The organism is uncultured Stenotrophomonas sp., from assembly GCF_963519125.1.
In the GTDB taxonomy this organism is placed as follows: domain Bacteria; phylum Pseudomonadota; class Gammaproteobacteria; order Xanthomonadales; family Xanthomonadaceae; genus Stenotrophomonas.
Genome location: NZ_CAUQLJ010000011.1, coordinates 40,235 through 52,147 on the forward strand (window position 1 = coordinate 40,235; position 11,913 = coordinate 52,147).

11 protein-coding genes and 1 tRNA gene are annotated in these 11,913 nt (G+C 65.1%); 5 read left to right on the forward strand and 7 right to left on the reverse strand.

Going from position 1 to position 11,913, the window contains the following annotated elements:
• Positions 1 to 30 precede the first annotated feature (30 nt).
• Together RYM47_RS11170 and RYM47_RS11175 are read left to right on the forward strand one after the other, a co-directional pair.
• Positions 31 to 690 (forward strand): TetR/AcrR family transcriptional regulator, encoded by a 660-nt coding sequence (locus RYM47_RS11170; protein WP_315387928.1) that lies wholly within the window; start codon positions 31 to 33, stop codon positions 688 to 690.
• 3 nt (positions 691 to 693) lie between these two features.
• Positions 694 to 888, forward strand: coding sequence for a hypothetical protein (locus tag RYM47_RS11175; RefSeq protein ID WP_315387931.1), 195 nt, complete (start codon positions 694 to 696; stop codon positions 886 to 888).
• Between the two features lie 4 nt (positions 889 to 892).
• On the opposite strand, the gene RYM47_RS11180 is transcribed toward RYM47_RS11175, so the two are convergent.
• A complete protein-coding gene (locus tag RYM47_RS11180) occupies positions 893 to 2,041 on the reverse strand; it encodes a Fic family protein (RefSeq protein ID WP_315387932.1) in 1,149 nt (382 codons plus the stop codon).
• A gap of 310 nt (positions 2,042 to 2,351) precedes the next feature.
• Here RYM47_RS11180 and RYM47_RS11185 point away from each other — a divergent pair, with 310 nt between their 5' ends.
• A complete protein-coding gene (locus RYM47_RS11185) occupies positions 2,352 to 4,907 on the forward strand; it encodes a TonB-dependent receptor (protein WP_315387934.1) in 2,556 nt (851 codons plus the stop codon).
• Between the two features lie 380 nt (positions 4,908 to 5,287).
• On the opposite strand, the gene RYM47_RS11190 is transcribed toward RYM47_RS11185, so the two are convergent.
• Positions 5,288 to 6,415, reverse strand: a complete 1,128-nt coding sequence (locus RYM47_RS11190; protein ID WP_315387935.1) for an FUSC family protein — start codon at positions 6,413 to 6,415, stop codon at positions 5,288 to 5,290.
• Between the two features lie 315 nt (positions 6,416 to 6,730).
• On the opposite strand from RYM47_RS11190, the gene RYM47_RS11195 reads away from it, so the two are divergent.
• Complete coding sequence (locus RYM47_RS11195) at positions 6,731 to 7,651, forward strand: MBL fold metallo-hydrolase (protein WP_315387937.1); 921 nt, start codon at positions 6,731 to 6,733, stop codon at positions 7,649 to 7,651.
• Between the two features lie 50 nt (positions 7,652 to 7,701).
• Positions 7,702 to 8,652, forward strand: coding sequence for an alpha/beta hydrolase (locus RYM47_RS11200; RefSeq protein WP_315387938.1), 951 nt, complete (start codon positions 7,702 to 7,704; stop codon positions 8,650 to 8,652).
• A 69-nt stretch (positions 8,653 to 8,721) separates the two neighbouring features.
• Here RYM47_RS11200 and RYM47_RS11205 read toward each other — a convergent pair whose 3' ends face one another.
• From RYM47_RS11205 to RYM47_RS11225, 5 genes are all read right to left on the reverse strand, one after another.
• Positions 8,722 to 9,201: a lysozyme inhibitor LprI family protein gene (locus RYM47_RS11205; RefSeq protein ID WP_315387939.1), complete on the reverse strand. Its 480-nt coding sequence runs from the start codon at positions 9,199 to 9,201 to the stop codon at positions 8,722 to 8,724.
• 282 nt (positions 9,202 to 9,483) lie between these two features.
• The gene (locus tag RYM47_RS11210) at positions 9,484 to 9,930 is read right to left on the reverse strand and encodes a hypothetical protein (RefSeq protein ID WP_315387941.1); all 447 of its coding nucleotides are present in this window, start codon (positions 9,928 to 9,930) and stop codon (positions 9,484 to 9,486) included.
• 116 nt (positions 9,931 to 10,046) lie between these two features.
• The gene (locus RYM47_RS11215) at positions 10,047 to 10,274 is read right to left on the reverse strand and encodes a hypothetical protein (RefSeq protein ID WP_315387942.1); all 228 of its coding nucleotides are present in this window, start codon (positions 10,272 to 10,274) and stop codon (positions 10,047 to 10,049) included.
• A gap of 90 nt (positions 10,275 to 10,364) precedes the next feature.
• Positions 10,365 to 10,440, reverse strand: a tRNA-Ile gene (locus RYM47_RS11220).
• A 44-nt stretch (positions 10,441 to 10,484) separates the two neighbouring features.
• Positions 10,485 to 11,690 carry a HipA domain-containing protein gene (locus tag RYM47_RS11225; protein WP_315387944.1) on the reverse strand — a complete coding sequence of 402 codons (1,206 nt, stop codon included), beginning with the start codon at positions 11,688 to 11,690 and terminating at the stop codon, positions 10,485 to 10,487.
• Between the last annotated feature and the right edge of the window lie 223 nt (positions 11,691 to 11,913).

Consider the following 11,913-nt stretch of genomic DNA (forward strand, 5'->3'; position numbering starts at 1 on the left):
TAGGCGCATGGACGACCACGCAGACCGACAATGACGCCTCCCGAGACTTCCCCTGCCAACGCCGAGACGGCGGCCGCCGCACGCGCCGATGCCCAGCGCCAGCGCATCCTCGACGCCGCCCAGCGCTGCTTCGTCGCGCATGGTTTCCATGCAGCGTCGGTCAGCGGCATCGCCACTGAGGCCGGCATCAGCCAGGGGCTGATGTACCGCTACTTCCAGAACAAGCGCGCGATGATCCTGGCCCTCATCGAACGCCAGCTTGGTGCGGACCAGCGCTCCATCGGGCAGATGGCCCCTTCCAGCGACCTGGTCGACGGGCTGCTGGCCTGCTACCAGATCTGGGCGCGCGGCGAGTCGATCAGCCGGCACGACACCGCCATTGCCAGCGTGTCGCTGTACGCCGAAATCACCGCCGAGGCGCAGCGCGATCCGATGGTCGCCGAGGTCCTGCGCCGGCACGACAGGCACACCAACGAGGGGATCTGCGCCTGGCTGCGCGCGCATGACCAGGCGCGCGGCGTGGCCGTGGACGAGGCAGCACTGCGCGCCCGGACGCTGCTGTTCCGCATTACCGTGGAAGGCCTAGCGATGCGCGCAGTGCGTGATCCCGACCTCTCCGCCGACGAGGTTCGTGGATTGCTTCGCCCGATGATTGCCACCGTCGTAGATGCCGCGACCGTTCCGGAGTAGACCATGACGCCACTCGACAAGCCCCTGCGCCGCGAAGTACAGATCGGCGACGACTCCTACACGCTGACCCTTGATCCGGAAGGATTGAAACTGGTGCTGAAAGGCCATCGCAAAGGCGTGGACCTGCGCTGGGTGGACCTGGTCAACGGCGATGCCGCGCTGGCAAAGGCGTTGCAGGCATCGCTGGCGGCGCGCTAGCGATTCACGCCTCGTGGGGTGCCGTGCCTGACTGCGACAGGTTGATCTCGTAACGGGTGCTGCGTCCGCCTCCGGGAAGTCGGCGCAGGCAGCCCTTCTCCACCAGGTCGGCCAGGTGACGCGACGCGGTGGCGCGCGAGACCCCGGCCACTGCGCGGTACTGGCTGGCACTGAGTCCGGCGTCGAAGCCGCGCTCGCCGCCATCCAGCAGCCCGTTCAGCACTTTCACCTGCTCGGCGGCCAGGGCGTACTGCGGGTGCTGCCGCCAGAAGCGCGCCTTGGCCAACACCGCATCGATGCGCGTGGTGGCCTGCAGCTGGCTGTGCAGCAACGTTTCCAGGAACCACTGCAGCCAGGCCGTGATGTCCATGTCGCCCTTCTGGCTGGCTTCGAGCACCCGGTAGTATCCCGCGCGGTCGTGCAGGATGCTGGCGGACACCGCATGGAAACGGATCACCTGCGGCTGCGCCTGTGCCAAGGCAAGGTCGGTGACCGCGCGCGTCAATCGCCCATTGCCGTCATCGAATGGATGCAGGGTGATCAACCAGAAGTGCGCGACACCGGCCCGAAGCAGCGGGTCCAGTTGCGCGTCGTGGCGGGTGTTTGAAAACCAGTTGAAGAACGCTTCCAGCTGGAGTTCCAGGCCGTTGCGAGGCGGCGCCTCGAAGTGCACGGTGGGCCGATCGATACGCCCCGACACCACCTGCATGGGTTCGTCGCCCCTCAGCGTTCCGACCCGGATCCGCGAGGGAAGAAAGCTGTCATCGGCAGGGAACAGCCATTTGTGCCACTGGAGCATGCGCTGCAGGTCCAAGGGCCGTTCGAGTCCGGTGATGGCATCCAGCGTCAGGTCAGCCAGACCTTCGCTGCGGGCGCTGATGGCGACCGGCGCATCCATGCCGAGACGGCGCGCAAGGGACGAGCGCACCGACGCGACGTTCAAGCGCTCACTTTCGATCGCCGACGACGTGATCACGTTGGCCAACAAGGCATCGAGCGCGTCTTCAGCGCGCTCGGCGTCGTTCTCGGCGCCGACCATTCCGCTCAGCTGTCCCTGCGCCTGCACACACGCCCGGAGCAGCGGCAACAGATCCGCGTCCCGCCACCGGAACGCCGGCCAGTCGGGGTGTTGCCAGATCCAGCGCGCAGTCATGGCCAGCCCTCCGTCGGGGTGCTTGAGCCGAATACTACGGTTATTCGCCTCATTGAATGAGGCGAATAATACCCCTATTCGCCTCACGGTGTGCTCCACGTCCCGTAAGTGAGACGAAAACGAAAGATACGTTGCAGTACTGTTTACGTTCTGTTAATTCTTTGTGCAGCGCACCAGCCCCTCTGGCACGCAGGGAGAACCAATCGGATGAGCACTTACGAGAACGACTAAACCCACAATCTGACTGCAAGGTGCATGCATGGACTACCGCATTGGCAAGTGTGTTCACGCTCCGAAAGCAATTTCGCCATTGGCATCTGCAGTAAAGGCGGCACTGGCTGCCGCGCTGCTGGTCACCAGTTCCATCGCGGTGGCACAGGACAGCGGCCCACCGGGTACCCCTGAAACATCCACACTCGACACCGTGTCGGTCCTGGGCAGCCGTACCAAGCCCCGCACCGTCTCGTCGTCTGCGGTTCCGATCGACATCATCAGCGGCGAAGAATTCCGCAACCAAGGCGCCACCGACGCGCTCGACCAGCTCCGCGTGCTGGTTCCCTCGTTCAACGTCAGCACCATTCCCATCGACGACGCCGCCAGCCTGATCCGTCCGGCCAACCTGCGTGGCCTGCCGCCGGACAACACCCTGTTGCTGGTCAACGGCAAGCGCTTCCACCGTGCTGCGGTGATCACCTTCCTGGGCCACGGGCTTTCCGACGGTGCCCAGGGCCCGGACCTCTCGGTGTTCCCCTCTCTCGCGCTGGAGCAGGTCGACGTACTACGCGACGGCGCCGCCGCGCAGTACGGATCGGATGCGATTGCAGGCGTGATCAACTTCGGCCTGAAGAAGATCCGCGAAGGCGGCGCCGCCGAGGTGTTCGCCGGTCAGTTCTACAAGGGCGACGGGCTTACCACCCAGTACTCGGCGCAGATCGGCCTGCCCCTCACCGAACGCGGCTTCGCCACCCTCACCGCCGAGTGGCGCAAGGCCGACGACACCTCACGCAGCGTGCAGCGCGACGATGCCGCCGCTGCCATCGCCGCCGGCTACCCGGGCGTAGGCGATCCAGCCCAGGTATGGGGCTCCCCGAAGATCGACGATGACCTGAAGCTGGTCGCCAACCTGGGCCTGAGTACCGACGCGGTGGACTTCTACCTGTTCGGCAACTACGCCAAGCGCGACGTGGACGGCGGCTTCTACTTCCGCGACCCCACCTCGCGCTCGGGCGTGTATTCCAACGATGGCGGCGAGACCCTGCTGATCGGCAACCTCACCGGTGCCGGTGCCTGCCCCACCATCGCGCTGCGCGACGGTGCCGGCAACCTGCTGCCGTACAGCACGGTCAGCGGCGCCGTAGCCGCGCTGCCGGCCAACTGCTACACCTTCCTGTCCGGCCTGCCCGGCGGCTTCACCCCGCGCTTTGGCGGCAAGCTGGAAGACAGCTCGATCTTTGCCGGCGCCAAGGGCAACTGGGGCGACTGGTATTGGGACGTGAGTGGGTCCTGGGGCCGCAACGACATCGAATTCATCATCTACAACACCGTCAACGCATCATTGGGACCGGACCAGCCGGAAGGCCTGTACTTCCGCCCCGGCGGCAATACCCAGACCGAAAAAAGCGTCAACGTGGACGTCACCCGCGACTTTGAAACGAGCTTCACCTTCCAGCCGCTGCGCCTGGCCGCCGGTGCGGAGTGGCGCGAGGAGAGCTTCAAGATCAGTCCGGGCGATGGCCCCTCCACCGCCATTGGTCCGCTGACCGAACAGGGCTTCGCGCTGGGCTCGAACGGCTTCAACGGGTTCAGCACCCGTACCGCGGGGACCTTCGACCGCCGAAACTGGGCGGCCTACGCCGACCTGGAAGCACAGGTCACCGAACGCTTCCTGCTGGCCGGTGCACTGCGCTTTGAAGACTACGACTCGTTCGGCAGCACCACGACCGGCAAGGTCACCGGGCGGTTCGACTTCAACGAGCGGTTCGCTATTCGCGGCGCGTACAACACCGGTTTCCGCGCGCCCACGCCCGGCCAGGCCAACATCAGCCAGATCAGCACCGTGTTCGGTGGCACCGCACTGGAAGACATCGCCACCCTGCCGCCGACCAATCCCATCGCGCAGCTCAAGGGCGCGCGACCGCTGACCCCGGAAGAGTCGAAGAACGTGTCGCTGGGCGCGGTCTGGACCGAGGGCGACTGGCTGTTCACCCTCGACGGCTACCAGATCAAGGTCGAAGACCGCATCGCACTGAGTACCAGCTTCGCGGTGACCCCGGAAGAACGCGCGGCGCTTGTGGCCGGCGGCAACCCCGAGGCCGCCTCGATCTCGCAGGTGACCTACTTCGGCAACGCCTTCGACACCACCACCACCGGTGTGGACCTGGTCACCAGCTATCGCAGCGATCACTTCGGTGGCACCACCACCTACTCGCTGGCCGCAAACTGGAACAAGACCGAGGTCGACCGCTTCGACACCGACTTCATCGACGAAGCGCGCGTGTACAAGTTGGAGAAATCCCTGCCCAAGACCAAGGGCTATTTCAGCGTCCACCACCAGCGGCAGATCTTCAACGCCAACCTGCGCTTCAACTACTACGGTTCCTTCTACGAAGACCACCTGGACAGTGGCGTGATCTCCGCAGCCGACGGCGGCCTGCCGATCTACGGCGGCAGTGCATTGATCGTGGATGCCGAAGTGGGCTGGAAGTTCGACTCCGGCCTGTACTTCAGCCTCGGCGCGCAGAACCTCTTCGACCGCGTACCAGGTAAGAACCCCTGGTCCGGCGTAGCTGGCGCGGAGTACCCGGTGCACACCCCTTACGGCTTCAACGGCGGGTTCTATTACGCGCGGGTGGGTTGGAAGTTCTGACAGCACACAAAAACCACCCCGCCGTTGCCGGCGGGGTGGTTGCGCGTTCGGTGATCACGTGCGCTTGCGTGAAATCAGGCGGCGAGAAGCTCGTCCCGATTGAAGTAAGGTTCATTAGCCTTTACTTGGTTTTGCGCCGATTACGTCGGTCGCCTCTCGGCCTGTCCACATTGACTACTCGCCACGTCGAAACCAGTGCAGCCCCTTCAGCTGGGCACCGCATGGGTGCACAGGTGGTGGAGCTGGCGGGAATCGAACCCGCGTCCGCAACGCATCCTCTCTGCTTCATACAGCCATAACCCGTTGCCAACGACTGCATTGGGGGTTTCTCGCCACACACGGCGATGGCGTATTGAAGCGCGGTGCGACGCCACCCGCTTTCAGGAATCGCTCACCGACCGCTGACGGCGTCGGCGCCCCACCCATTTCGCTGCCTCGCGCGCCGGCACCAGCAGCGCGATGCCCAGCACGATGCCGCTCAGACGCGCCCAGCCCGGGGCGCTGGCGATCTGATGGATGTCATCGGGGACGACCACCACCAGCAGGACGACCGCGAACTGGGTGCCGATGTAAGCAAACGACTTGCCACTGTTCTCGATGTGGCGACCCGCCCAGACCCCAACGCAAAGCAGCGCCACCGCCAATGGCAGGTGGTGGTGTGAGACCGCAAGCGCACCTGCGGCAGCCAGCGCTCCCAGCGCACAGCCTGCAAACCGGTGCGCGATGCGTGTACCCACCGCGCCGCCTTCGCCCTCAAGCGACATCAACGGCACCGTCATGACCGCCATGATCGTGATCGCTGCCTGCACCAACGCGCTTGCGCCCAGCAGCGGCGACAACAATGGAAGCACACCCAACACGGCGCCTGCCAGCAGGGCATGCGTGGCCGCTGCCTTCTGCCACCCCGGCGGAGCAACGTCCAGGGTGTTTGAGAAAAGGTGCTGGGCACCCTGGATGCGCGGTCGTACTGTCCACGCAGAGGCCAGATTGACCAGCATGCCTGCGGTGGTACCTGCGGCCACCTCCAGCACCCGGGTCAATGCAAATGCATGCACCGCCACGTGTGGCTGCTTGAGGCTGTCCAGCGCGACCATTGCAAAGGTGAGGCCGGTAAACAACCACGCATGGCTGTGCCGTCGGGTGATCGCCGCGTACAGCGTAACGGCGCCTACGGCCAGCAGCGCCAGCGCCACCACAACCGGCGTGTCTGCCACATGCGTAATCAGGGCCCAGCCCATCGCTGCGCCCACCACCGTGCCCAGCAACCGGAGCAAGCCGCGGGACAGGGTCTCGGCCAGTTGCGTGCGCATCACCATGAAGCCGGTGAACGCAGCCCAGCCGATGTTGGTTGCGCCGATCGCATGCGCAATCACGATGGCGAGCAGCACCGAAAGCAGCGCTTCAACCTCGTCCAGTCCGCGCTGACGCCAGCGCACGCGCGAACCCAGCTCGCGCGCCATGGCGCCCAGCAGTGACGCGGCGCTATGCGCGACCTTGGCAGTGCGCATGGCGGTGGGCCATTACAACAAGGTGGACGCGGAGCCAGTGCATACCGTTCGGGCTGCCTGCAGGGTCGTGTGCCTTGCCTCAGTATCGCGCAACCTGCAGTGCCCCAGTTGCCCGGGGCCATTGCTGCCTGATCGGCAACACCGTGTGCCCCCTCGCGGATCTACTGCCCGCTGCCCGGCTTTCCTACGCTGATCCTGCACGGCCAACCCACCGCGCCTGCACGGCGACTCCCCCCTGCCCGGCACGCCTCGTCCTGCCCACGCAGCGCCAGCCACGCATTCCTGCCAGCCCGCCCTTTTCCAGGAGATTCCCTCATGTTCAGTCTTGATGAAACCGTTGCACCACCGGCCCCCGCGCTCGACGAACTGGTTCCTTCGCGCTACGCACTCAAGGTCGGCGATATCGACGTACTGGTGGTCAGCGACGGCGTGCTGCCGCTGCCCACCCAGATGCTGGGCCACAACGTCTCGGCAGCCGAGCGCGCGCCATGGTTCAAGGACATGTACCTGCCGCCGGACGCGCTGGATTGGGCTTTGAACGTGATGGTGGTACGCAGCGGCGACCGCAACATCCTGATCGACGCCGGCCTCGGCATGGATCCCGATCTGAACCTGCCCCGCGCCGGCCAGCTGATCCGACGCCTGGGCGCGTCCGGCATCGACCTGCGCGAGATCACCGACGTGGTGATCACCCACCTGCATATGGACCACATCGGTGGCCTGCTGGTGGATGGCGTGAAAGAGCAGCTGCGCCCCGACCTGCGCATCCACGTCGCTGCTTCCGAAGTGGAGTTCTGGAAGTCGCCCGACTTCACCCGCACCAACATGCCGCGGGGTTTCCCGGATGCACTGCGCGCCACGGCCACCCACTTCCTGGCCGAATACGGCAACCAGGTGCGCACCTTCGAGGACGCGCAGGAAATCGCACCAGGCGTCACGGCTCGTCGCACCGGCGGCCACACTCCCGGCCACAGCGTGGTGCGGCTGAGCTCGAAGGGCGAAGCGCTCACCTTTGCCGGCGACGCCATTTTCGCGGTCGGCTTCGAACAGCCCAACTGGCACAACGGCTTCGAACATGACCCCGAAGGTGCCGCCCAGGTGCGCATCGCCCTGCTCAACGAACTGGCCGGCACCGGCGAAATGCTGGTCGCCACCCACCTGCCGTTCCCCTCGGTGGGCCGCGTCTCCGCCGACGGCGATGCCTTCCGTTGGGTGCCGGTGTTCTGGGACTTCTGAGTCCTCCCCCACGTCGTTCCCCTTCCCTTCCTTCCGCAGGAGATGGATTCATGAACACGATCACCCGCACCCTCGCTGCCACCGCCCTGGCCGTCGCTGTCCAGGCTGGCAGCTCTGCAGACGCCGCCAGCCCGTCGCGCCCCGCGCCGGTTGCCGCCGCGCACACCCCCAGCACCATCACCACCGCCGATGGCGTGCAGCTCTACTACAAGGACTGGGGCCCGAAAGACGGTCCCGTGGTGACCTTCAGCCACGGCTGGCCGCTGGACTCGGACAGCTGGGACCCGCAGATGATGTTCCTGGCCAGCAAGGGCTACCGCGTAGTGGCGCACGACCGCCGCGGCCACGGTCGCTCCAGCCAGCCGTGGGATGGCAACGACATGGACCACTACGCCGACGACCTGGCTACGGTGATCAACACGCTGGGCCTGAAGGACGTGACCTTGGTGGGCTTCTCCACCGGTGGCGGCGAAGTGGCACGCTACATCGGCCGCTACGGCACCGACCGCGTCAAGAAGGCCGTGCTGATCAGTGCGGTGCCGCCCTTCATGCTCAAGACCGCCGACAACCCGGGCGGCGTGCCGATCGAGGTCTTCGACGGCATGCGCAAGGGCCAGCTGGAAAACCGCTCGCAGTTGTTCAAGGACGTTCCGGGTGGGCCGTTCTACGGCTACAACCGTCCCGGCGCGAAACCGAACCAGGCGTTGATCGAAGCCTGGTGGGCGCAGGGCATGGCCGGCGGGTTGAAGAACACCTACGACTCGGTCGCCGCGTTCTCCGCCACCGACTTCCGCGATGACCTGAAGCGCTTCAATGTGCCCACCCTGATCATCCATGGCGACGACGACCAGGTGGTTCCGATCGATGTGGGTGGCCGGCAGTCGGCCAAGCTGATCAAGGGCGCAAGGCTGATCGAATACCCCGGCGCGCCGCATGGGTTGACCGAAACGCACAAGGACAAGGTCAACCAGGATCTGCTGGCTTTCCTGCAGGAGAAGTAGCCTGGGCCATGTGACAGGGTCGCAGCGCTGTTCGAGGCGCCGGATCGCCGATCCGGCGCCTTGCTCCACCTACTCCCCCGCAGTGGGATAGGAGCCTGCGCACACGTCGCCCTCCTCAGTGCCAGATACCCATTGCTGAAGCTGTTTGATGCGGTCGCGTGTCAGCTGCTCATACTCGCCGCTCTGGCACATCGGCAACACGCTGCCGGAGTCCGCAGGGTCTGGGTACCGCGCCGCGATCTGCGCATCGCGGAACGCCACCCATGCACGTTGCGCCGCCCGGAACTTCTCCACGAACACCTTGTCGCCTGCATTGGCTGCCAGCACCTTCGCATAGACACGGTTGAGCTCGGCATCGGCGCCCTGGGCGCTGTCGCTTGCACATTGGTTGAGTCCTGCCTGGGACTGGTCGGGGCTATCGCACGCCATCCCATCAGACGTCTGCGCCGACACCTTCGTCCTGGCGGTCTCCGCAGGCAACTGTGCATGTGCAGTCAGTGTTGGCGCAAGGCAGAACGTCAGAACGAGAACTGAGCAGAATCCTCTCATCGGTCCAACTCCAGAAGGGACACGTGAGCGCAAAGCTGATCCATCCCCCACTGCGTGCAGCTGTAGCCACCTTCCTGCAATGGTGATGGGTGCCTCCCGCGCTCCTGAGGCGGAATGTCTCTCCAGCCTCGTGAACGCTGCGCGAACTTTGGCGGTCCCACGCAAGCTAATGTACGCAGTCCAATGCACTCTTGATCGCCTCTGCCACGCAATCAGGTTAACCGTCGCACCGCCAGTTAGGGTGATCAACGCATTGTCACTGAGCGGCTGCCTATTGCGGACCTACGGCTCGACCTCCATTTGCCGCCTTACCTCACGAATAAGCTGTTGTGCAGCTGCATTGGCTTTACTTGCATCGGATCGCCTGGCCGCCTCCAAGGCATCAAGCAGCATTGCATGTCGCTTCGCTGCATCGCTCTCCCGCCTTGCCGCCAAAACAGTACTTGACGCGTAGAAGTACAGCTCGTTCGAATCACCAAGCTCGCGAGCGGTTGCCTTCCACTTCTCGGCAAGTTCGTCGCTCCCCGAGAGCGCCTCATAGTGCGCGATCAATCGCCTCACGGATTCGAGATCGCCCTTCTTCGCGGCCGCCTCCACCAATGCACGCTCCTCTTCCGGAATCATGTGCGCATCACTTGGACTCATGATCTCACTATCGTCGGGGACGCCTCGCTCGCCTTCACAGCCAGCCAGGGCGAATGCAACAGCTATAAGCAACACCACGGGCATTACTAGTTTCATCTTGGCACCGGCGATTGCGGGTAGAAGGGAGAATAGTGACCAGGATTGAACCAGTCAGGATCTGGCCCGTTAGTCTCCACCACAGGATGCCCCCCCCGACTGCCCTAGCAGACCTGGCCTGCCGAGCCCACAATTGCACCTGCGGCGGCTACATTGAACAGGGTGTCGCCGTCGTCCGTGATGCGCAGCTGCCCGTTTCCGCAGTCAAACAAATAAGCACCCAGAAGCGTCCCATCACGGGGGATACTAAGGCTGGACTCGATAAAGCCGTGATGATCCCCGATGGGCACGAATCGCCCATTGAGGGCAGTGGCGATGGTGGTCAGGTTCATGGCATAGGCCGCTGGGTGCTGGAAATGAGAGCGCTGCGCACCAAGTCCGGCAGTTTCCTTTCCACGGATTACGCGTCGCACAAGAGGTAATGGTGGGCCCACCAGGATTCGAACCTGGAACCAAAGGATTATGAGTCCTCTGCTCTAACCGTTGAGCTATAGGCCCTGCGCGGGTGCACAGTGTAGTTGACGCCAGCGGGGCCTCGCTACTCATGCCGACGCCTGCACGATCGCCGCCGCCCGCCAGGCATTCCGCTTGGCCATCGCGCGCAGTGCCTTCGAGCGCAGCAGGCTTGAGGCTGCCACCCGGTTCCAGTAGTCCATGGCCAGTGGGGCGGCCCAGAGGAGTGGGTCGCAGCTGCCTCTAGGGACAGGCGCGACTGGCGGGATCGGCGCGAGTGCGGGCAGCGCGCCGCTGCGGCATGGGGCCAGCGAACTTGGCAGCATGTCGTACACCGGCGCCAGGGGCAGTGGGCCATGGTCGTGCAGCTGGAAACCCAGGTTGCCGTGATGCATGTGGTTGTTGCCGATCAGCCGCCCGAAGGCATGCAGCTGCTCCATGCGAAGCGCGGTGTCGGCGGTGATCCATCCCATCTCCTGCAGGTGTTCGCCCGCCGCGCCCCAGTCGTGGGTGGTCTCGCGGACGAATGCTTTTGATAGCGACAACAACGAGACGAAGCCGCGGCGGCCAAGGACTACGGGGGTCCGGTCGAAGCGCTCCAGCTCGAGGAAGGTATACCCTCGGCTCTGGATGAGGTGGGAGCTGCAGGCAGCCACCCCGGCGTCGCGCAGGCATTGCAGGGCCAGGTGCTCGCATACCAGCAGGTCTGCCCAGCGTTCGGCCGCGGCGCCGTCGGCCGCCCTGGCGAACTTCACCAGCACCGCCTTGCGCTGCCCGTCCTCTGCAACGGTGGCGGTGAATTTGGGTTGTTCTCCGCCTGGTCCTGAAGTTATCGCCCTGCCGATGGTCAGGCCTTGCGCGCGTTCGGGGTAGGCGCGGCTTCGGTCCACTTCCTGCACGTGGTCCGGCGGGCACTCAAGCGCGGCCAGTGCGGCTTGGAGCGCGGGTTCTCCCGGAAGGAGGTCGCCGACGCCGGTTCCACCGGTGAGCGCGAGGTGCTTGAGCAGGGTCGTGGGTGGGGAGTGGTCGCCCGGCAGGCCAACACCCGGCTGGTGGGCGTGGCGCTGCGCGTGCAACCTGCCCAGGAAACCTTGCGGGCGGAGGTCTTCGAGGTACCAGGGCAGGCCGGGGAATGTGTCGCCGTCCGGGCATCGGGCGAGGTTGGGTCGCGTGGAGGTGAGATGCGCTTTGAAGGCGTCGCCGGGCAGGGATTCGAGGTGGCCCAGGCGCTCCACGGTGGCATCTTCTTTCAGGCGAAAGAGCGGGAAATGTCGGTTGTGGGGAGCGTCGGCCATGTGGGCAGCGTGGGACATGCGCACCGGGGCGGGGAACGCAATTTGTTGCATTCGGGGGAAGGGCCCTCTCCGTTTGGAGGTCACGCGTTACCGTGCCGATCGGCCGGGTCGGCGGGCTGCTCCTTCGCATCCTGCGAACGCAGCACTTGTGCATCCATGCACGGCGTCGTTTGGGAACCGACCCTACCAACGGCATGCAGCACCAAAAGTTGGTGACAGGGCC